This is a genomic window from Pseudomonas sp. S8, assembly GCF_050473925.1.
Classification (GTDB): Bacteria; Pseudomonadota; Gammaproteobacteria; order Pseudomonadales; family Pseudomonadaceae; genus Aquipseudomonas; species Aquipseudomonas parakoreensis.
In genome coordinates this window covers 4179380-4202465 of sequence record NZ_JBFDVZ010000016.1, presented here as the reverse complement: position 1 = coordinate 4202465, position 23086 = coordinate 4179380, and the positions used below count along the sequence as shown (strand labels likewise).

The following is a 23086-nucleotide window of genomic DNA, read 5'->3' as shown; positions in this document are numbered from 1 at the left end:
ATCAAACCAGATAGTCGCGCAGGGCGTGCTGCACGCAGGGCGTGTCGAGCAGCGAGCTGCTGTGGAAAAAACGCACGATGTTGCCCACCAGCGGATGGTGGCGATTGATCGGGAAGGCCAGCCCGGTCATCTCGTCCCTGAGGGAACGGCGCACGGCATCGCTGACCGGCAAGGCGTCGATCAGGCGCAGATCGAAGGACTTCTGGATGTCGTTGGTCAGGTAATGGCCGATGAACACCGGCAGGATCTGCGCGATGGTTTCCCGGTCGGCGTCACTGGCGGTGTGCCAATAGATGCGCACCATGCGCGCCCAGAAGCTGGAATGCCGGCCTTCGTCGAGCAAGTGATCGGCCATCAGGCCTTTGATCGACGGCTTGACCGTATCGTCCCGGGCGAACGCTGCGACATCGCCGGTCACGGTGTTTTCGGCGATCGCCACGCAGATCAGTTCCACGGCGCTGCGCAGGTGCTCGGGCGCCAGTGCCACGGCGGCAGGAATTGCCCGGCTCAGTTCGATTTCAGTGGGCAGTTCGATCGGCTCGATGCCGGTCATCGCCACGGTCTGTTGCATGAAGTCCATCGCCACCAGCGCGTGGTAATCCTCGTCCACCACCACGGTCATGGCGTCGTAGCGACAGGCGAACGGGAAGGCCACGGCAAAGCGATTCTTGGCGATACTGCGCGCGGTCTTGTCGACGATCTCGGTCTCGAAAATCACCACGTCGTTAATGAACTTGTACAGCGTCTGCACCAGGGCAAAATCCCGTTGATGCGGGCACTCGCGCAGGAAGGTTTCGCTGAGCACCAGGGGCTGGCGGCTCAACGGATAGATCAGGCGCTCATCGTCTTCCAGTACGCGCCGTGGCCGGGTGCGGATGGTGGCGCGGCTTTCCCAGGCGTCGGCGAAGGATTGGTAATCGGCGGCGTTCATTGGGCCACCTCCGCCAACGGTTCGCGCATGCTCAGACGCAGGCCGTCCCACAAGGCGATGCGGCTTTCAACCGCCGCGATGGCGCTGGCGTAGACCTCGGCTTCGCGTTGCGGATCGCCATCGACCAGACGCTCAAGCAGTTGCTCCGCCGCCGGACCGTGATCTTCGGAATCGACCTCGATGTGGCGCTCCAGGTAATAGCGAAAGGTCGGCGCCTGTTCGATACCGATCCCCCAGTCATCGAGGATGCGCTGGAACATGGTCGGGATGACGCTCTCGCGACCATGCAGGAACGCGGCAGCGACGCTGTGGCCTGGCGCATGCAGCGCGGTGTTTAGCGTCTCGCGAACAAATTTTGCTGCTGCCGGATCCACTTCCACGCTTTGCAGGGCGACGTCGTAACTCACGCCTTCCTGTTGCAACGCGACAAACCGTTCGACCGCCGTGGTGCTCGCACCGACTTCACGCATTGCGTCCAGATACAGTTCGAAATGGCTGTAATGGCCGTGAGCGGGACGGTCGTCGGACTCTTCGCCGAGCACGATCTCGTTGATCAGCCGCGCAGCATGCGGATCACGCGGCGGCAGCCAGGGCAGACGGGTGCAGGTCAGTTCCTGTTGCAGACGCTTGGTCAGCGACATGAAATCCCAGACGGCGAAGACGTGGGATTCCATGAACCGGCGCAGTACCGATAACGAATCGATTTCAGTAAAGATCGGATGAACGCTCAATTGAGCTTTTATCAGGGCGAGTTGTTCTTTAGTTGGCATCATGGCTAACCTCGGTGTTATTGGAATAGAGAGAGTTGCTCGTTCGGTGCGTCAACGCGGACTGGCTGTTTCTTAAACTTTTATAGTGGCGAGCGCTGGCCTCATTCAGATAAATGAAAGTATGCGAAGTGCATGGGAGGCTCTGGGCTATGCCTGGGCGACTATTTGCCAAGGCTGTCAGCTAAGTGCGGAGCCGTGCCGTGTTTGCGGGGTTTAACCTGCTCGGCGAGGAAAAGCTAATACATCATCAAATAACTTAACAAGTTTATTTTTAATTATTTTAAGTTTGCTGTTTTTTAAGTATGAGACGATCCGGTAAAACTTATTAATTAGGTTTTACTTGGGCGTAGTTGCTCCTTTCGGCGAACAGTGGCCAAAATTGAAGACAAGAGTGAATGCCTCACTCAGAGCAACTTTTCGATACAAGGGTTGAAGTTATGTATAGGGGTGAAAGTTGGCCGGGAACGGCGCCGTAACTTCCTTTTATCCCGTGGCAAGGCTCCTTCCGTAGGTTCCTGGTGCGAGGACTGCGCCGGCGGTGCGGTGCGTCCCCGTTCTTCATGGGTTGGCTGTTCAAGAGTGCGGGTAAATTGGCGGGACGGCTATGACCGATTCGTCCGCGGCGAGCTGCAATACCGGACTTATGGGGGCGCTGGGAGGTTAGAGCGAACAGGCGAATCCGCCACCGGGTTTGCGGCAGACCGTAGAGAGGATTTGTAAGCGGGTTATTCGCCGGTCAGCTGCAAGGGCCTGAAACCGGCGTGGAGGGGATCAGCGAACGGCCTTGCGCTGCTGTGCGGCAGGGCTGGCGAGGTAACGGGTGATCACCTCGACGCCACGGTTGAGGTGTTGTGTGAGCAGCTTCACCGACAGTTCGACATCGCGTTCGATTACGGCCTGGAGCATCGCGCGGTGATCTTCCTGGGACAGTTTGCCCAGGCCCATGGCTTCAAGGTTGAAACGCAGAAAGCGCTCTTCTTCATTCAGGCCGCCTTCGACCAGTCGCAGCAACCGCTGATTCGGCGCCTTGCTGTACAAAGCCATGTGGAACAGGCGATTGAGCCGACCGATTTCGCTGTAGTCGTGCTGGGTCTCAAGTGCTTCGATAAAACTGGCGGCAAGCGCGTGATCGGTGCTGGTCAGCAGCGGAACCGACTGGCGCATGGCTTCGGATTCGAGCAGGATTCGCAACTCGTAGGTTTCGGTAGCGTCGCCCTGAATCAGCGGGGCAACCACAGCGCCTTTGTGGGTCGTGACGCTCAGCAGCTCCTGGGCCTCCAGCTGACGCAGAGCCTCGCGCACCGGCATGCGGCTGACCCCGAACAGGTCAGCCAGATCCTGCTGACGCAGGGCAGTGCCGCACGGTAAACGACCGTCAAGGATCGCCGAGCGCAACGTCTCCTCGATGATCGAACGGGCAAGATGTGCAGGAATCGGCCCATCGACTTTGATGCTGTGCAGCGGTTTGGGCTTCTGTGTCACAACTACTCACCCTGAATGAAGACGTAATTTGGATCCAAAGACACTAGTGATTGCTCTACAGGTTGTCAAACCACGTAAAGGATTGCTGTCCTGAGTAAAGTTTAGCGCGCTGGCGATGATCTCATGGTGCCATTGTTTTTTGCCGGGCTAAGCTTCACCATCAAACGCTTTCCTTCCTGCCCCCTGGAAACCTGCTGTGGCGGTACGTTTCGCGATCCCTCGGACTTTGCGCTGGCTAGGCTGCGCACTGCTGCTGGCCGGCGTCATGCTGGGCGGTCTGCATGCCGATTGGGATTTTTCCGCGATCAGCCGCAAAGCCACGGCGCTGTACGGGCCGCTGGGCGCCGGGCAGCAGCGGATCGATGCCTGGCAGAACCTGCTGGCCACGCAGAAACAAGTCAGCGAGATGGAAAAGCTGAAAGTCGTGAACCTGTTTTTCAACAAACAGGTGCGCTATGTAGAGGACATCGATCTGTGGGGCCAGGTCGATTATTGGGAGACGCCCATCGAAGCGCTGTGGAAAGGCGCCGGTGATTGCGAAGACTACGCGATCGCAAAGTATTTCAGCCTGCGCCATCTCGGGGTTTCCAGTGACAAGCTGCGCATCACCTACGTCAAGGCACTGCGCCAGAATCGCGCGCACATGGTACTGACTTACTACGCCACCCCCGATGCCATGCCGCTGGTGCTCGACAGCCTGATCGATCCGATTCAGCCTGCGTCCCAGCGAACCGATTTGCTGCCGGTCTACTCTTTCAATGCTGAAGGTCTGTATCTGCCGGGAGCCAAGGGCAACAAAAAGGTCGGTGACACCAAACGCCTGTCGCGCTGGCAGGATGTGCTGAAGAAAATGCAGGCCGAAGGTTTTCCGGTCGAAACGACTAACTAGGAGCACGCGCTCAGATGTCTTTGTTCAAACAGCTGTTGATCGCTATCTGTCTGTTCCTGGTGGTCGCTTTCACCGGCAGCTTCATGGTCAGTCTGGAGAGCTCGCGCACCCAGTACGTCAACCAGCTGCGCTCCCATGCCCAGGACGCTGCCACGGCGCTGGCGTTGTCGCTGACGCCGAATATCGACGACCCGGCGATGGTCGAGCTGCTGGTCAGCTCGATTTTCGACAGCGGCTATTACGCGAGCATCCGTGTGGTCGACCTCAAGACCGACCAGACCATCGTCGAGCGCAGCGGGATTCCGGCGGTGAGCAATGTGCCTGACTGGTTCGTCAAACTGATCGGCCTGGAACCGGCCGGTGGCGATGCCTTGGTCAGCCGTGGCTGGGAGCAGGCCGCGCGGGTCGAGGTGGTCAGCCACCCGATGTTTGCCGTGGCCAAGCTGTGGCAGAGCGCGTTGGGCAGCCTCGGCTGGCTGTTGCTGTGCGGCGCGGTCAGTGCCGTGCTTGGCGCGCTGCTGCTGCGCCGGCAACTGCGCCCGCTGGATTACATGGTCAAGCAGTCCCACGCCATCGCCCGTCGCGAGTTCCTCAGCCTGCCGGAGCTGCCGCGCACCCCGGAACTGCGGCGCGTGGTGCAGGCGATGAACCAGATGGTCGAGAAGCTCAAGGCGTTGTTCCAGGAACAGGCCGAGCGCAGTGAAAAACTGCGCGCCGAGTCTTATCAGGACAACCTCACGGGGCTGGCCAATCGGCGCTATTTCGAGATGCAACTGCACAATCGGGTGAGCAACCCGGAGCAGGCCAGTTCCGGTTACCTGCTGTTGTTGCGGGTCAAGGATCTGGCCGGGCTCAACCAGCGCCTGGGCGGTCAGCGCACGGATGAATTGTTGAAAGCCGTCGGCGAGCAATTGTCCCGCGAGTGCGCCAAATACCCTGAAACCCAGAACCTCGTGACGCGCATCCGCGGCGGTGAGTTCGCCGTGCTGGCGCCAGGGCTGGTGCGTGAAGAGGCGCTGCAACTGGCGCAAAACCTCGACAGTGCGCTGAGCAGCCTGCACGCCACCGGCGCAACCGATGTGCCGGCCGTGGCCTCCATCGGCCTCGCCCCGTTTGCCCACGGCGATTCACCGCAAGCAGTGCTGACCCTGGGTGATCAGGCGCTGGCGCAGGCCGAAGGGCAGGGCGAGCAGAACTGGGCGTGCATCGATCAGAGCCTGGTGGCCGAGGTTGGCGACGATCATCACGCCTGGCATCGATTGCTTGATCAGGCGCTGAATCAGCAGCGCTTCGAGTTGTATTTCCAACCGGTGGTGGCTGCGCAGGACACGCAACTGGTGCTGCATTACAAAGTGCTCTCGCGCTTGCTGGATGAGCAGGGCCAGACCATTCCCGCCGGACGTTTCCTGCCGTGGCTCGAGCGTTTTGGCTGGACCGCACGACTCGACCGCCTGATGCTCGAACGCGTTCTGGAGCAGATGAAAGGGCACGAGGATTCGCTGGCGCTGAACCTGTCCTCGGCAACCCTGGCCGATCCACAGGCATTGAACAAAGTGTTCGAGATTCTGCGCGCGCACTCCGACCTCGGCGAGCGTCTGACGCTGGAGATCGGTGAGGAGCAACTGCCGGAGCAAGCGGTGCTGGAGCAGTTGACCCGGCGTCTGCGTGAACTCGGTTTCTCCCTGAGCCTGCAGCGCTTTGGTGGACGCTTCAGCATGATCGGCAACCTGGCGCGGCTGGGGCTGGCGTATCTGAAGATCGATGGCAGCTATATTCGTGCGATCGATCAGGAAAGTGACAAGCGTCTGTTCATCGAAGCCATCCAGCGGGCGGCGCACAGCATTGATCTGCCGCTGATTGCCGAGCGCGTCGAGACCGAAGGGGAATTGTCGGTGATTCGCGAGATGGGTTTGTATGGGGTGCAGGGGCAGCTGTTTGGTGAGCCCAAGCCCTGGAGCTGAGCCGTTGTCCGCGTGGCGTCAGTGATGCCGCCATCGCGGGCAAGCCCGCTCCCACAGGATTTTGTGTCGTTCACATAACTGCGGTAACCCATCCCATTGTGGGAGCGGGCTTGCCCGCGATGAGGCCAGATCAGTCAACGAAGATTCGGGATCAGATCAGCCCGCCTTCATCTTCATCGATCAACTGGCTCAACCCGCCCAATGCTTCCCGTGCCTGGGTCCGGTCCATCAGTTTGGCCTGCGCCGCCGGCGGCAGGTCGGTGACGCGGATCACGCCCTTCTGGGTCAGCACCTGAATCAGGTCGTCGAGTACCCGAATCATTTCAAAGTCGCTCTGCTTGAGCTGTTTGAGGCTGTTTTCCACGGCCGCGTTGGCGAACCAGGCCTGGATGTCATGGTGGTCGGCCGGCAGCGTTTCCGTGGCCTCGGCGTAGGCCGCCGCTTCCACGCGAATCAACTGACCCTGCGCATCGCGTTGCACGTAAAACATTGAGCATCCCTCAGAAAGAACCAGCGTCATGCTGTCAGCAGCATAGGCCAACTGCGCGCGAGTATGCGGGCTGGCGACGAAATCGTCACCGCCGAGTTAGCCGCAAACGTGACGGCCGCCCCAAGGGGCGGCCGTTTTGTTCACGCATCAGCTGTTGTTGTGGTCGACCTTGATGGTCGGATCGCTGCCGGCGATCAGGTTGTGAATGTTGGCGCTCGACCAGTTGTTGCCTTCCAGTTTGATCGTCACGTCCGGCGTGGCGGCTGCCGCGTCGCCGGAGTTGAACTTGCCCGCCGAGCTGACTTGCAGCGACGACGTGCCATCAACCGTGGTGATCTTCAGGAAGTTGTCGATGGTGCTGCCGGTTTCGCCCTGCAACAGGTCACGCAGGTCGATGCGGTCGCCTTCGCTGGCGTTGAAGTCCTTGATCACGTCGTTGCCGGTGTCGCCTGCTTTCCAGACGAAGGTGTCAGCACCGGAACCACCGATCAGGATGTCGTTGCCCTGGCCACCGATCAGCGTGTCGTTGCCGGTGCCGCCGAGCAGGATGTCATTGCCCTTGCCGCCGTCGAGCAGGTCGTTACCGCCCGAGCCGAACAGGATGTCATTGCCTGCGCCACCCAACAGCGTGTCGTTGCCATCGTGCGCACCGGAGACATCGAACGCCTGATAGTGCTCGGTGATGTACTGGTGCACATTGCTGGTAGTGACTTTGCTGACATCCACGCCGGTCTGCTGTGCCACGAACGCCTGCATCGCCTGATAACCCTCGCCGGCAATGCCGTTGAAGCTCACCAGGTCGCCGAACAGGATGTCGTTGCCGTCGCCACCGCTGACGGTGTCGTTGCCCGGCATCGTTGCTTCGGTATGGCCGATGATCGAGTTGGCCAGATCCTTCGGATCGATGTTGGTTTGCGGCAAGTGATCCGAGTCATACGGTTTCAGGTCGTTGAGGCTGACACCGCTGTTGATACCGATGGCTTCGACGTTCGACAGAACGCTGAGCAAGGCGAAGCTGCTGCTGGAGTTGTCGGTGGTGGCAGTCGTGGTGCTGTTACCAGTACCGGCCAGGCTCGACAGCTCGTAGGTGCCATCACCCTGAGCGTGGACAGTGCCCAGGTTGGTGGTGGTCCAGCCGCGGCCGTTGTAGGTCTGCAACTGGGCATAACCGCTGGCGGTGATGCTCAGGTAATGCGTGTTGTCGATGTACGTGCTGAAGGTATCGCCCAGCTTGTAGTTGCTGGTCGTGACCACACTGTCGAACTTCACGCTGCCATACAGCGTCGGGTTGGTCTGCTCGCCGCTCTGGTAGTAGGTCGGCTGGCCGTCGGTGATGAAGTAGGTAAGGTTCTTCGCCCCGGTGTTGGCCAGCGCTTCCGTGCTCTGGAAGAAGTTGGCCGTGGTCTTGAACACGTCTTCGTAGTTGGTGCCGCCACCGGAGGTCATCGAGTCGAGTACGGCTTTGAGCTGGGTCAGCGCGTTCGGGTCGTTGAGGTTGACCGAGACTGACTTGTTGACCTGGGTATCGAAGTCCACCAGGAAGATGTTCACCGTGCCCGAATTGCTGCCGCCCAGGCTCTGCTTGAGGGTGTTGAACACCGAGGTCAGCGAGTCTTTGGCCGCGTTGATCGACGAGGTGCTCATACTGCCCGAGCTGTCGACCATGAACGCAATGTTGTAGTTGGTGCCCGGCACCACGGTCAGACCGCCGATATCGGCGACCATGATGTCGTTGCCGTCGGTACCGTTGAAGGTGTCATCGCCCGAAGTACCGACCACGGCGTTGTATACCGCCGGCACCACGGTGACCGGAATCGTCGCGGTGCTGCTGGCCGAGCCGCCGACCATCTCGGTGGAAGTCGACGTCACGGTCAGGTTGAACTGGCCGTTGTAGTAGGTCGGCGGGGTCACGGTCAGGCTGCCGAGGCTCCAGCCGGTAACGTTGGCTTCGCCATTGCTCGCGGTGACAGTGAAACTGTGGCCATGGCCGTCGGAGAGAACCGAGCCGACCGGCGCGCCACTGATCTTCACGCTCAGGGTTTCCGAGCCGTCGGTGTCGGTCAGCGCGGTGTTGATCGCCGACAGTTTCACCGTGGTGCCTTCGGCGCCGGTGTTGAGTTTGTAGCCGTCGTAATAACCTTCGCCGTTGGTACCGTGCAGGTCGGAGACGGTCACACCGGCGTTCACCAGATCCTGCACGCCGGTGTAGATCGGCACGCCGGCGCTGCTCAGGTCGATCGGCGTGCTGCCGTTGACCGACAGGTTCACGTCATAGCTGCCCGGGCCGCTCTGGTTGTGGTGGTAGATGTCCAGGGTGTAGTAGCCGCTGGTGGTCGGGGTGAACGAACCGCTGATCGTACCGCCCGCGCCCCAGGTGCCCGACGCCACGCTCTTGCCGCCGATGGTGATCAGCAGGCTGTCGTCAGCCACGCCGCTGAAGCTGTAGGTCTTGCCGGCTTCCAGATAGATCAGGCCCGAGGTTTTCGACGCGGTGCCGGCGGTCACGCTGCCGTCGGACTGCACGTTGGTCACGTTGGTGCTGGAGTTCGGGGTGCCGGCGCCATCGATCACGTTTTTCAGCGTGGTCGAGTCAGCGCCATTGCCGCTGGTACCCAGGCCCGCCAGACCGGTCCAGACTTCCTTGACCAGTCCGGTGGATTTCACGCTGTTGTCGGCCACGCTCACGGTCGGTGCATCCGCCACTGGCGTGATGTCGATCTTCACGGTGCCGGTGTTGCCCAGCAGTTGGCCGTCGGTGGGCTGGAACTTGATCTGCGCGTAGTCGGCCTGGTTGTTGCCCATGCCGGTGCCGCCGTAACCGTTGACGCCCGACTCGTTGGCATCCGGCAGGAAGCGCAGCTTGCCCGCGTCGATGTCAGCCTTGCTGAAGGTCTGGTTGTTGGCGACGTCTTTCCAGGTCGAACCGTCCAGGTACTGCAGTTTGCCTTCGCCCGGCAGCTGGGTGATTTTGATCCCCAGGCTGCTGGCCGGGCTGTCCACGTCGGTCACACCGAAGGTCGACCAGCCGAGGATCAGCGGGGTGTCTTCGGTGCCGGTGACGTTGACTGGCGCTGCAACAGGCGCATCGTTGACCGCCACCACGTTGACCGTGGTGGTCGCGGTGTTGGAGTAGTTGCCGCCATCGGTCACGGTCACGGTGATGATCCGTGGCACGGTGCTCGGGTCTTCACTGCTGTTGGTGAAGGTGATGTTCTTGATGGCCTGCATGTAGTCGGCCAGCGTCGCGTTACCCGACAGGGTCAGGGTCACGGTGCCGTTGGTGCTGTTGGCATTGATGGTGATGCCGTTGACGCTGTTGCCGAGGTTCAGCGCATCGCCGTCCTGACGGTTGGTCAGGACGATGGTCGCACCGGTCAGCATGGTGCTGTCCGGGTCGGTGATCGTCAGGTCGGTATCGGCAATCGACACGCCGGCGCCCGGAGTGTTTTCGGTGAACGTCACCTTGTAGTCGGCACCGGTGGCGCCGCTGGAGTTGTTGGCATCCAGGTCGATGACCGGTGGTGCATCGTTGTCGATGATCGAGGTGCTGACGCTGCCGTTGGTGCTGCTGACGGCCAGGTTCTCGAAGTTGCCGCCGGTGGCCGAGTCGATCTTGACCACGAAGTTCTCGGTGCCTTCGGTGATCTTGTCATCGATGGTCGCGACGTTGAACTGCGCGCTGCTGGCGCCCGCCGGAATCTTCACGGTGTACACGCCAGTGAAGTCCGAACCGTCGGCGGCGGTGCCGCTGTAGACGATTTTCAGGGTCACGTCGGTTTGCGCCGGGTGGGTCAGGCTGACGGTGTAGCTGGCGGTCTGGCCTTCGGTCACCGAGGTGCTGCCGGTGATGCTGACGGTGGTGGTATCGATGGTATCGGCGACGCTGGTGACGGCCGGTGCCGTGCTCGGTACCAGGTTCTCGAAGTTGCCACCGCTGGCATTGGTGATGGTCGCCTGCACGCTGCCGGCGTCTTTGTAGACATCGTCAGCCGGAGCCGGAACGGTCACGGTGCCGGTGGTTTTACCGGCGTCGATGGTGATCACCGAGCCGTTGCTCAGGGTCACGGTCACCGGGGAACCGGCAGCGTTGCTCAGGGTTGCGGTGTAGGTGATCTGGCCGCCCTCGTTCACCGCCGGGGTCGCGCTCAGCGACAGGCTGGTGGTGTCGACGGTGTCGATCACGGTGGTGCTGACCGGGGTTTTGTCGGCCACGAGGTTTTCGTAATTGCCGCCGGTCACGTTGCTGATCGAGTTGGTCAACGGCGCGTGGCCAGTCAGTGCATCGTTTGGCGCGATGCTGGTCACGGTGCCGGTGGTTTTACCGATGTCGATGGTGATGGTCTGGCCGTTGGCCAGGGTTACCACGACTGGCGAACCAGTCACAGGCGCACCGACGGTGGCGGTGTAGGTGACGGTGCCACCTTCGGCCACGGTGCCCGTGGCGGTGAGTTTCACCCCAGTGGTGTCGATGGTGTCGGTGACGCTGGTCACGGCTGGCGTGGTGCTTGGTACCAGATTTTCGAAGCTGCCACCGGTCGCGGTTTTGATCGTGGCCTGCACGGTGCCGGCGTCTTTGTAGACGTCATCGGCTGGAGCTGGGACGGTTACGGTGCCGGTGGTTTTGCCCGCATCGATCGTGATCACTGCGCCGTTGCTCAGGGTCACGGTCACTGGCGAGCCAGCGGCGTTGGTCAGGGTTGCGGTGTAAACGATCGAGCCACCCTCGGCCACGGTGCCGGTCGCGGACAGCGACAGGTTGGTGGTGTCGACGGTATCGGTCACGGTGGTGCTGACCGGAGTCTTGTCGGCAACCAGATTCTCGTAGTTGCCGCCGCTCACGTTGGTGATTGCGTTGGTCAACGGCGCGTGGCCGGTCAGCGCATCGTTCGGTGCGGTGGTGGTTACGGTGCCGGTGGTTTTGCCGATGTCGATGGTGATGGTCTGGCCGTTGGACAGAGTCACCACGACTGGCGAACCTGTGACTGGCGCACCGACGGTGGCGGTGTAGACGACGTTGCCGCCTTCAGCCGCTGTACCGGTGGCAGACAACTTCACGGTAGTGGTGTCGATGGTATCGGTGACGCTGGTCACGGCCGGTACGGTGCTTGGTACCAGGTTTTCGAAGTTGCCGCCGCTGGCATTGGTGATGGTTGCCTGCACGGTGCCGGCGTCTTTGTAGACGTCATCAGCCGGGGCAGGAACGGTCACGGTGCCAGTAGTTTTACCGGCGTCGATAGTGATCACGGCGCCGTTGGACAGAGTCACAGTGACCGGCGAACCAGCCGCGTTGGTCAAGGTCGCGGTGTAGATGATCGAACCGCCCTCGGCGACCGTGTTGGTGGCGCTGAGGGACAGGTTGGTCGTATCGACAGTGTCGGTCACGGTGGTGCTGACCGGTGTCTTGTCGGCTACCAGATTTTCGTAGTTGCCGCCGCTGACGTTGGTGATCGCATTGGTCAACGGTGCGTGGCCGGTCAACACGTCGTTCGGCGCAGTGGTGGTCACGGTGCCGGTGGTTTTGCCGATGTCGATGGTGATCGTCTGGCCGTTGGACAGGCTTACGGTCACTGGCGAACCGGTGACCGGAGCGCCGACAGTGGCGGTGTAGGTGACGGTGCCACCCTCGGCCACAGTACCCGTGGCGGTGAGTTTCACGCCCGTGGTGTCGATGGTATCGGTGACGCTGGTCACGGCTGGCGTGGTGCTCGGCACCAGGTTTTCGAAGTTGCCACCGCTGGCGTTGGTGATGGTTGCCTGCACGGTGCCGGCGTCTTTGTAGACGTCATCAGCCGGGGCAGGAACGGTCACGGTGCCAGTGGTTTTACCGGCGTCGATAGTGATGACTGCGCCGTTGCTCAGCGTCACGGTCACTGGCGAACCAGCGGCGTTGGTCAGCGTTGCGGTGTAAACAATCGAGCCACCTTCGGCCACGGTGCCGGTCGCGGACAGCGACAGATTGGTGGTGTCGATGGTGTCGGTCACGGTGGTGCTGACCGGCGTTTTGTCGGCCACCAGGTTTTCGTAGTTGCCGCCGCTGACGTTAGTGATCGCGTTGGTCAGTGGTGCATGACCGGTCAACACGTCGTTAGGCGCGGTGGTGGTCACGGTGCCGGTGGTTTTGCCGACTTCGATGGTGATGTTCTGGCCGTTGGCCAAGGTCACCACAACCGGCGAACCGGTGACCGGCGCGCCGACGGTCGCGGTGTAAGTGACAGTGCCACCTTCAGCAGCAGACTCGGTCGCGGTCAGTTTGACCGTGGTGGTGTCGATGGTGTCGGTGACGCTGGTCACGGCCGGGGTGTTGCTGGTCACCAGGCTTTCGAAATTGCCGCCAGTCGCGGTCTTGATCGTGGCCTCAACGGTGCCGGCGTCTTTGTAGACGTCATCGGCCGGTGCCGGAACGGTCACGGTGCCGGTGGTTTTGCCCGCGTCGATGGTGATCACGGCGCCGTTGCTCAACGTCACGGTAACCGGCGAGCCGGCAGCGTTGGTCAGGGTCGCGGTGTAAACGATCGAGCCGCCTTCGGCCACGGTACCGGTCGCGGACAGCGACAGGTTGGTGGTGTCGACGGTATCGGTGACCGTGGTATTGACCGGGGTCTTGTCGGCAACGAGGTTTTCGTAGTTGCCACCGCTCACGCTAGTGATCGCGTTGGTCAACGGCGCATGGCCGGTCAGCGCGTCGTTCGGTGCGGTGGTGGTTACGGTACCGGTGGTTTTACCGACTTCGATGGTGATGTTCTGGCCGTTGGCCAGAGTTACCACAACTGGCGAACCGGTGACCGGCGCACCGACAGTGGCGGTGTAGGTGACGGTGCCGCCCTCGGCCGCCGACTCGGTCGCGGTCAGCTTGACCGTGGTGGTATCGATGGTGTCGGTGACCTGAGTCACAGCCGGAACGGTGCTTGGCACCAGGTTTTCGAAGTTGCCACCGGTCGCGGTGGAAATGGTCGCTTCGACTTTACCTGCGTCTTTGTACACGTCATCGGCTGGCGCCGGAACGGTCACAGTGCCAGTGGTTTTACCGGCGTCGATGGTGATCACGGCACCGTTCGACAGGGTCACGGTGACTGGCGAGCCAGCGGCGTTGGTCAAGGTCGCGGTATAGATGATTGAACCACCCTCGGCGACCGAGTTGGTTGCGCTGAGGGACAGGTTGGTGGTGTCGACAGTGTCGGTAACGGTAGTCGAAACCGGGGTTTTGTCGGCGACCAGACTCTCGTAATTGCCACCGGTCACGCCGGTGATGGCGTTGGTCAACGGAGCGTGACCTGTCAACGCATCATTCGGTGCGGTGGTGGTTACGGTGCCGGTGGTTTTACCCACTTCGATAGTGATGTTCTGACCGTTGGCCAGTGTCACAACGACAGGCGAACCGGTCACAGGCGCACCGACAGTGGCGGTGTAAGTGACGGTGCCACCTTCCGCAGCCGATTCGGTCGCGGTCAGCTTGACCGTGGTGGTATCGATGGTGTCGGTGACCTGCGTCACAGCCGGCACGGTGCTCGGTACCAGGTTTTCGAAGTTGCCACCGGTAGCGGTGGAGATGGTCGCTTCGACTTTACCCGCGTCTTTGTAGACATCGTCGGCCGGTGCCGGAACGGTCACAGTGCCGGTGGTTTTGCCAGCCTCGATGGTGATCACGGCGCCGTTGCTCAACGTCACGGTGACTGGCGAGCCAGCGGCGTTGGTCAGGGTCGCGGTGTAAACGATCGAGCCACCTTCGGCCACGGTACCGGTGGCGGACAGCGACAGGTTGGTGGTGTCGACGGTGTCGGTGACGTTAGTGCTGACCGGGGTTTTGTCAGCCACGAGGTTTTCGTAATTGCCACCGGTGACGTCGGTGATCGCGTTGGTCAGAGAAGCATGACCGGTCAATGCATCATTAGGCGCAGTGGTAGTCACGGTGCCAGTGGTTTTACCCACCTCAATGGTGATGTTTTGACCGTTTGCCAAGGTCACGACCACAGGCGAACCGGTCACTGGCGCGCCGACGGTTGCGGTATAGGTGACGGTGCCACCTTCGGCCACTGAGGTATCGGCAGTCAGTTTGACGGTCGAGGTGTCGATCGTGTCGGTGACTTCGGTGACAGCCGGCACGGTACTTGGCACCAGGTTTTCGAAGTTGCCACCGGTGGCGGTGGAAATGGTTGCTTCGACTTTACCGGCATCTTTGTAAACGTCGTCCGCCGGAGCTGGAACAGTCACGGTGCCGGTGGTTTTGCCGGCCTCGATGGTGATGACAGCGCCGTTGCTCAGCGTCACGGTAACTGGCGAGCCAGCGGCGTTGGTCAGGGTTGCTGTGTAAACGATCGAACCACCTTCAGCGACGGTGCCAGTGGCACTGAGCGACAGGTTGGTGGTGTCGACGGTGTCGGTGACATTGGTCGAAACCGGCGTTTTATCCGCCACGAGGTTTTCGTAGTTACCACCGCTCACGTCGGTGATGGCGTTGGTCAGCGGCGCGTGGCCGGTCAGCGCATCGTTCGGTGCAGTGGTAGTCACGGTGCCAGTGGTTTTACCCACTTCGATGGTGATGTTCTGACCATTGGCCAAGGTCACCACGACCGGCGAGCCAGTCACTGGCGCGCCGACAGTCGCGGTGTAAGTGACGGTGCCACCTTCCGCAGCCGATTCGGTCGCGGTCAGTTTGACCGTGGTGGTATCGATGGTGTCGGTCACGTTGGTGACGGCCGGAACGGTGCTCGGCACCAGGTTCTCGAAGTTGCCACCGGTAGCGCTGGAAATGGTTGCTTCGACTTTACCCGCGTCTTTGTACACGTCGTCAGCCGGAGCTGGAACGGTCACGGTGCCCGACGTTTTACCGGCTTCGATGGTGATCACCGCGCCGTTGGACAGGGTCACGGTCACCGGAGTGCCGGCAGGGTTGGTCAGGGTCGCGGTGTAAACGATCGAACCACCTTCCGCCACCGAGTCGCTGGCGGTCAGGTTCAGATTGGTAGTGTCGACAGTGTCCGACACCGAGGTGTTCGCCGGTGTTTTGTCGGCCACCAGGTTTTCATAGTTGCCGCCGGCAACCTTGTCGATGGCGACGCTCAGCGAGCTGCCGCCCGCCAATGGGCTGTTCGGTGCGACGAAATTCACGCTGCCGGTGGTCTCACCGACGGCGATGGTGATGGTCTGGCCGTTGGACAGGGTCACGACGACCGGGGAGCCGGTTACCGGCGCGGTCACGCTCGCGGTGTAGACCACGGTCTCGCCTTCGGCGACGTTGGCGGTGGCGGTCAGCGACACGGTGGAGGTGTCGATGGTGTCGTTGACGGTGGTCACCGCCGGCGTGTTGCTGGTCACCAGGTTTTCGAAGTCGCCACCGGTCGCGCCCTTGATGGTCGCTTCAACGGTGCCGGCGTCCTTGTAGACGTCATCCTTCGGTGCATCGACGGTCACGGTGCCGGAAGTTTTGCCGGCGTCGATGGTGATCACCGCGCCATTGCTCAACGTCACGGTCACCGGAGTGCCGGCGGCGTTGGTCAGGGTGGCGGTGTAGGTGATCTGGCCACCTTCGTTCACCGCCGGCGTCGCGCTCAGCGACAGGTTAGTGGTGTCGACGGTGTCGGTCACGGTGGTGCTGACCGGCGTCTTGTCGGCGACGAGGTTTTCGTAGTTGCCGCCGCTGACATTGGTGATCGAGTTGTTCAGCGGCTCGTGACCGTTCAGCGCATCGTTCGGTGCGGTGGTGGTCACGGTGCCGGTGGTCTTGCCGATGTCGATGGTGATGGTCTGACCGTTGGCCAGGGTCACAACAACAGGCGCGCCAGTCACTGGAGCGCCGACAGTAGCGGTGTAAGTGACAGTGCCGCCTTCAGCCACCGAAGTATCGGCGGTGAGTTTGACCGTCGAGGTGTCGATGGTGTCGGTGACTTCGGTAACGGCTGGAACGGTGCTTGGCACCAGGTTCTCGAAGTTGCCGCCTGTTGCATCCTTAATCGTGACTTCGACCTTGCCGGCGTCTTTGTAGACGTCATCGGCTGGCGCTGGAACGGTCACGGTGCCGGTGGTTTTGCCCGCGTCGATGGTGATCACGGCGCCGTTGGACAAAGTCACGGTTACCGGCGTACCGGCCGGGTTGGTCAAGGTTGCGGTGTAGACGATCGAACCGCCTTCAGCGACGGTGCCGGTAGCGGCCAGCGACAGGTTGGTGGTGTCGACGGTATCGGTCACGGTGGTGCTGACCGGGGTTTTGTCGGCAACCAGATTCTCGTAGTTGCCGCCGCTCACGTCGGTGATGGCGTTAGTCAACGGCGCATGACCGTTCAGCGCATCGTTCGGCGCGGTGGTGGTGACGGTGCCAGTGGTTTTGCCGACTTCGATGGTGATGTTCTGACCGTTAGCCAGGGTCACGACCACAGGCGAGCCGGTCACTGGTGCACCGACAGTCGCGGTGTAGGTGACGGTGCCACCTTCAGCAGCGGACTCGGTTGCGGTCAGTTTCACCGAAGTGGTGTCGATGGTGTCAGTGACTTCAGTCACTGCCGGAACAGTGCTCGGAACGAGGTTCTCGAAGTTGCCGCCGGTTGCACTGTTGATGGTGACTTCAACCTTGCCCGCATCTTTGTAGACGTCATCGGCTGGCGCTGGAACGGTTACGGTGCCAGTAGTTTTGCCGGCGTCGATGGTGATCACGGCGCCGTTGCTCAGGGTCACGGTGACCGGCGAGCCGGCAGCGTTGGTCAACGTCGCGGTGTAAACGATCGAACCGCCCTCAGCCACGGTACCGGTCGCGCTCAGCGACAGGTTGGTGGTGTCGACAGTGTCGGTCACGATGGTGCTGACCGGGGTTTTGTCGGCAACCAGATTCTCGTAGTTGCCGCCACTCACGTCGGTGATGGCGTTAGTCAACGGCGCATGACCGTTCAACGCATCGTTTGGAGCGGTGGTGGTGACGGTGCCGGTGGTTTTGCCCACTTCGATGGTGATGTTCTGACCGTTAGCCAGGGTCACGACCACAGGCGAACCGGTTACTGGAGCACCGACAGTGGCGGTGTAGGTGACGGTGCCGCCTTCAGCCGCGGACTCGGTTGCGGTCAGTTTTACCGACGTGGTGTCGATGGTGTCGGTGACTTCGGTCACGGCTGGAACGGTGCTCGGCACCAGATTTTCGAAGTTGCCGCCGGTTGCACTGTTGATGGTGACTTCAACCTTGCCGGCATCTTTGTAGACGTCATCGGCAGGCGCTGGAACGGTCACGGTGCCGGTGGTTTTGCCCGCTTCGATGGTAATCACCGAACCGTTGGACAGGGTCACGGTAACGGGCGAGCCAGCAGCGTTGGTCAGAGTCGCGGTGTAGGTGATCGAACCGCCCTCGGCGACCGAGTTGGTGGCGCTGAGCGAAAGATTCGTCGTGTCCACGGTGTCAGTGACGGTGGTGCTGACAGGGGTTTTGTCAGCGACCAGATTTTCGTAGTTGCCGCCGCTGACGCCGGTGATCGAGTTGGTCAGCGGTTCGTGACCCGTCAGCGCGTCGTTTGGCGCGGTGGTGGTCACGGTGCCGGTGGTTTTGCCGACTTCGATGGTGATGGTCTGACCGTTCGCCAAAGTGACAGTCACTGGCGAGCCAGTGACTGGTGCGCCAACGGTCGCGGTGTAAGTGACAGTCCCGCCTTCAGCGACCGATGTATCGGCCGTGAGTTTCACGGTCGAGGTGTCGATGGTGTCGGTGACTTCAGTGACGGCTGGAACGGTGCTCGGTACCAGATTTTCGAAGTTGCCGCCGGACGCATCCTTGATCGTGACTTCAACCTTGCCGGCGTCTTTGTAGACGTCATCGGCTGGTGCCGGAACGGTCACGGTGCCGGTGGTCTTGCCCGCTTCGATGGTAATCACCGAACCGTTGGACAGGGTCACGGTGACTGGCGAGCCAGCAGCGTTGGTCAGGGTCGCGGTGTAGGTGATCGAACCACCCTCGGCGACCGAGTTGGTGGCGCTGAGCGACAGGTTCGTCGTGTCCACGGTGTCAGTGACGGTGGTGCTGACAGGGGTTTTGTCAGCGACCAGATTTTCGTAGTTGCCACCGGTGACGCCGGTGATCGAGTTGGTCAGCGGTTCGTGACCCGTCAGCGCGTCGTTCGGCGCGGTGGTGGTCACGGTGCCAGTGGTTTTGCCGACTTCGATGGTGATGGTCTGACCGTTGGCCAGGGTCACCACGACTGGCGAACCGGTCACGGGTGCACCGACAGTCGCGGTGTAGGTGACCGTGCCACCTTCAGCAGCCGACTCGGTTGCGGTCAGTTTCACCGACGTGGTGTCGATGGTATCGGTGACTTCGGTCACGGCCGGAACGGTGCTTGGCACCAGGTTCTCGAAGTTGCCGCCGGTTGCCCCGTTGATGGTCACTTCAACCTTGCCGGCGTCTTTGTAGACGTCATCAGCCGGAGCTGAAACAGTCACGGTGCCAGTGGTTTTGCCAGCCTCGATGGTGATGACCGAGCCGTTGCTCAAGGTCACGGTCACCGGGGTGCCCGCCGGGTTGGTCAGGGTTGCGGTGTAGACGATCGAACCGCCCTCAGCCACGGTACCGGTGGCGGTGAGCGACAGGTTGGTGGTGTCGACGGTGTCGGTGACGCTGGTCGAAACCGGAGTTTTGTCAGCAACCAGATTTTCGTAATTGCCACCGCTCACGTCAGTGATCGCGTTGGTCAGTGGTTCGTGACCGTTCAACGCATCGTTCGGCGCGGTGGTGGTCACGGTGCCGGTGGTTTTACCCACTTCGATGGTGATGGTCTGGCCGTTCGCCAGAGTCACGACAACCGGCGAACCGGTCACGGGGGCGCCAACGGTGGCGGTGTAAGTGACGGTGCCGCCCTCGGCCACCGAGGTATCGGCGGTCAGTTTGACGGTCGAGGTGTCGATGGTGTCAGTCACTTCAGTGACCGCCGGAACGGTGCTCGGCACCAGGTTCTCGAAGTTGCCGCCGGTGGTACCGGTAATGCTGACTTCAACCTTGCCGGCATCTTTGTAAACGTCATCGGCAGGTGCTGGAACCGTTACGGTGCCAGTAGTTTTACCGGCTTCGATGGTGATGACCGAGCCATTGCTCAAGGTCACGGTCACCGGGGTGCCCGCCGGGTTGGTCAGGGTCGCGGTGTAGACGATCGAACCGCCCTCAGCCACGGTACCGGTGGCGGTGAGCGACAGGTTGGTGGTGTCGACGGTGTCGGTGACGCTGGTCGAAACCGGAGTTTTGTCCGCGACCAGATTCTCGTAGTTGCCCCCGCTCACGTCAGTGATCGCGTTGGTCAGTGGCTCGTGACCGTTCAACGCGTCGTTCGGCGCGGTGCTGGTCACGGTGCCAGTGGTTTTACCCACTTCGATGGTGATGGTCTGGCCGTTCGCCAGAGTCACGACAACCGGCGAACCGGTCACGGGGGCGCCAACGGTGGCGGTGTAAGTGACGGTGCCGCCCTCGGCCACCGAGGTATCGGCGGTCAGTTTGACGGTCGAGGTGTCGATGGTGTCAGTCACTTCAGTGACCGCCGGAACGGTGCTCGGCACCAGGTTCTCGAAGTTGCCGCCGGTGGTACCGGTAATGCTGACTTCAACCTTGCCGGCATCTTTGTAAACGTCATCGGCAGGTGCTGGAACCGTTACGGTGCCAGTAGTTTTACCGGCTTCGATGGTGATGACCGAGCCATTGCTCAAGGTCACGGTTACCGGAGTGCCCGCCGGGTTGGTCAGGGTCGCGGTGTAGACGATCGAACCGCCTTCAGCGACGGAGCCAGTGGCACTCAGCGACAGGTTGGTGGTATCGACGGTGTCGGTGATGTTGGTCGAAACCGGAGTTTTGTCAGCGACCAGATTTTCGTAATTGCCACCGCTCACGTCAGTGATCGCGTTGGTCAGTGGCTCGTGACCGTTCAACGCATCGTTCGGCGCGGTGGTGGTCACGGTGCCGGTGGTTTTACCCACTTCGATGGTGATGGTCTGGCCGTTCGCCAGAGTCACGACAACCGGCGAACCGGTGACCGGTGCGCCGACTGTGGCGGTGTAAGTCACCGTGCCGCCCTCGGCGACCGAGGTGTCAGCAGTCAGTTTGACGGTCGAAGTATCAATGGTGTCGGTCACTTCGGTGACAGCCGGCACGGTGCTCGGAACGAGGTTCTCGAAATTGCCGCCGGTGGTGCCGGAAATGCTGACTTCAACTTTGCCGGCGTCTTTGTAGACGTCGTCGGCAGGCGCTGGAACGGTCACGGTGCCGGTGGTTTTACCGGCCTCGATGGTGATCACGGCGCCGTTGCTCAGGGTCACGGAGACCGGCGAACCGGCAGCGTTGGTCAGGGTCGCGGTGTAGACGATCGAGCCGCCTTCAGCGACGGAACCGGTCGCAGTCAGCGACAGGTTAGTGGTGTCGACGGTGTCGGTGACGGTGGTCGAAACCGGGGTTTTGTCGGCGACGAGGTTCTCGTAGTTACCGCCACTGACGTTGGTGATGGCGTTGGTCAGCGGCGGGTTGCCGGTCAGCGCATCGTTCGGTGCGGTGGTAGTCACGGTGCCGGTGGTCTTGCCGACTTCGATGGTGATGGTCTGGCCGTTCGCCAGGGTCACGGTCACTGGCGAACCGGTGACCGGCGCGCCTACGGTGGCAGTGTAAGTGACGGTGCCGCCCTCAGCGACCGAGGTATCGGCGGTCAGTTTGACCGTCGAAGTGTCGATGGTGTCGGTGACTTCGGTGACGGCTGGAACGGTACTTGGTACCAGGTTCTCGAAATTGCCACCGCTGGTGCCGGTGATGCTGACTTCGACTTTGCCGGCGTCTTTGTAGACGTCATCCGCAGGCGCGGGAACGGTCACGGTACCGGTGGTCTTGCCAGCTTCGATGGTGATGACGGAGCCGTTGCTCAACGTCACGGTCACCGGGGTACCGGCCGGATTGGTCAGGGTTGCGGTGTAAACGATCGAACCGCCTTCGGCCACGGTGCCAGTGGCACTCAGCGACAGGTTGGTGGTGTCGATGGAGTCAGTGACGGTGGTGGTCGCTGGCGTCGTGTTTGGCACCAGGTTCTCGAAGTTGCCGCCGGTAGCACCGGTAATCGTGGTGCTGACGGTGCCACCGTTGTTGTAGACGTCGTTCGGCGGTGTCGGCACGTTGACGGTGCCCGTGGTCTTGCCGGCTTCGATGGTGATGGTCGAGCCGTTGGACAGCGTCACGGTAACCGGCGTCTGCGCCGGGTTGGTCAGGGTCGCGGTGTAGGTGATCTGGCCACCTTCAACCACGCTGCCGGTAGCGGTCAGGGTCAGGCCGGTGGTGTCGCGCGAATCGACGATGTTCGTCACGGCTGGCGACGTGTTCGGCACCAGATTCTCGAAGTTGCCGCCACTGGCACCGGTAATGGTGGTAGTGACGGTGCTGCCGTTGTTATAGACGTCATTCGGCGCGGTTGGCACGTTGACAGTGCCCGTGGTCTGGCCGGCTTCGATGGTGATGGTCGAGCCGTTAGACAGGGTGACGGTGACAGGCGTCTGTGCCGGGTTGGTCAGGGTCGCGGTGTAGGTGATCTGGCCGCCTTCAGTGACGCTGCTGCCAGCGGTCAGGTTGACGGTGGTGGTGTCGATGGTGTCGGTGACCTGGGTCGTGGCCGGAGTGGTCGGCGGGGTCACGGTGATGCCGTTGCCGCCAGTGGTGCCGGTGACGGTCACGTCGATCTGGGTCGGGTCGTTATAAACGGTGTCGTTCGGCGCCAGCGGCACGTTGACGGTGCCGGTGGTGGAGCCGGCTGGAATCACGATCACCGAGCCGTTGGACAGGGTGATGGTCAGGTCGGTCAGCGGCGCCTGGGTCAGGGTCGCGGTGTACACCAGCACGCCGCCGGCTTCGGTGATGGTCGGCGTGGCGCTGAGGCTCAGGGTCGACTCACGCAGAGCGTTGGTGGTGGTGTCGGTGGTCTGGCCACCGGTGATGTTCTGCGCCGCTTGCGCACCGGAATTGATGCCTGCGGTCGGGAAGCCGATGGTCGGGTCGACGCGGCCAGCAGTGGCGTCGAGCATCACGAAGCTGTGGCCGCCGCCTGCCGCGCCGCCAGTCCCCGCCGCGGTCGCGCCGGCAGCGGTGGCTTCAAGAGCAGTGGTCGGGTCGGCACCGGCGGCGATGGCCTGCTGCAACTCGGCTACAGAAGGTGCGGCCTGCGCGGTGGCTTCGGCCAGGTCCGTGCTGGAGTCGGGCGCGTTGGCGCTCCACTGCGTTTCGCGACCCAGGTCCAGGGTGCGGCCATCCGCCAGTTCCAGCGATACAGCGCCGGAGAGGCCAGTATCGATCTGGTCGCCGACGAACAGGCGATCGCCTTCAACGAGCACGCGGCGTACACCCTCGGGGGATACCACGAATACCTGACCGACAATGCTTTTGACGATGGCAACAACACTGCTCATTGAAGACTCTCCGGGTGTTACGTTCAGTTGACTTCCATTGCCTGATGGCTTCGGCGCCGATTCAGTCTGGACGTACTTTTAAAATTTGCGAATCAAGTTTGACGCTTCTTTTCGTCAATATTTTGGCTAGATTCTTTCGCTATTAACTTTATGCCAAACTATTGACCTTCTGGGTGCCAT

At 61.6% G+C, this 23086-nt stretch carries 7 protein-coding genes; 2 read left to right on the top strand and 5 right to left on the bottom strand.

The features are described from left to right. Position 1: 1 nt before the first annotated feature. The 3 genes from AB1J88_RS20020 to AB1J88_RS20010 all read right to left on the bottom strand — a co-directional run bounded on the left by AB1J88_RS20020 (position 2) and on the right by AB1J88_RS20010 (position 3183). Positions 2-931 (bottom strand): diiron oxygenase, encoded by a 930-nt coding sequence (locus tag AB1J88_RS20020; protein ID WP_430291815.1) that lies wholly within the window; start codon positions 929-931, stop codon positions 2-4. After that, the gene (locus AB1J88_RS20015) at positions 928-1704 is read right to left on the bottom strand and encodes a DUF3050 domain-containing protein (protein ID WP_041070902.1); all 777 of its coding nucleotides are present in this window, start codon (positions 1702-1704) and stop codon (positions 928-930) included. The genes AB1J88_RS20020 and AB1J88_RS20015 overlap by 4 nt, the downstream gene beginning before the upstream one ends. Positions 1705-2472: 768 nt before the next feature. Beyond that, positions 2473-3183 (bottom strand): GntR family transcriptional regulator, encoded by a 711-nt coding sequence (locus AB1J88_RS20010; protein ID WP_430291814.1) that lies wholly within the window; start codon positions 3181-3183, stop codon positions 2473-2475. Between the two features lie 196 nt (positions 3184-3379). Here AB1J88_RS20010 and lapG point away from each other — a divergent pair, with 196 nt between their 5' ends. Continuing rightward, positions 3380-4072, top strand: a complete 693-nt coding sequence (gene lapG / locus AB1J88_RS20005; protein ID WP_007962016.1) for a cysteine protease LapG — start codon at positions 3380-3382, stop codon at positions 4070-4072. Between the two features lie 14 nt (positions 4073-4086). Then, entirely contained in the window at positions 4087-6033 is a 1947-nt protein-coding gene (gene lapD / locus AB1J88_RS20000) for a cyclic di-GMP receptor LapD (RefSeq protein WP_222017424.1), read from the top strand. 151 nt (positions 6034-6184) lie between these two features. Here the strand turns inward: lapD and AB1J88_RS19995 are convergent, their stop codons facing one another. Further along, on the bottom strand, positions 6185-6523 hold the full coding sequence (locus tag AB1J88_RS19995) for a hypothetical protein (RefSeq protein ID WP_041070910.1): 339 nt from the start codon (positions 6521-6523) through the stop codon (positions 6185-6187). 147 nt (positions 6524-6670) lie between these two features. Then, positions 6671-22906, bottom strand: a complete 16236-nt coding sequence (locus AB1J88_RS19990; protein ID WP_430291813.1) for a LapA family giant adhesin — start codon at positions 22904-22906, stop codon at positions 6671-6673. Positions 22907-23086 lie beyond the last annotated feature (180 nt).

Coding starts and splice junctions, on each gene's coding strand:
- AB1J88_RS19995 (WP_041070910.1), bottom strand. CDS start 6,523: ATGTTTTACGTGCAACGCGATGCGCAGGGTCAGTTGATTCGCGTGGAA.
- lapD (WP_222017424.1), top strand. CDS start 4,087: ATGTCTTTGTTCAAACAGCTGTTGATCGCTATCTGTCTGTTCCTGGTG.
- AB1J88_RS20015 (WP_041070902.1), bottom strand. CDS start 1,704: ATGATGCCAACTAAAGAACAACTCGCCCTGATAAAAGCTCAATTGAGC.
- AB1J88_RS19990 (WP_430291813.1), bottom strand. CDS start 22,906: ATGAGCAGTGTTGTTGCCATCGTCAAAAGCATTGTCGGTCAGGTATTC.
- AB1J88_RS20020 (WP_430291815.1), bottom strand. CDS start 931: ATGAACGCCGCCGATTACCAATCCTTCGCCGACGCCTGGGAAAGCCGC.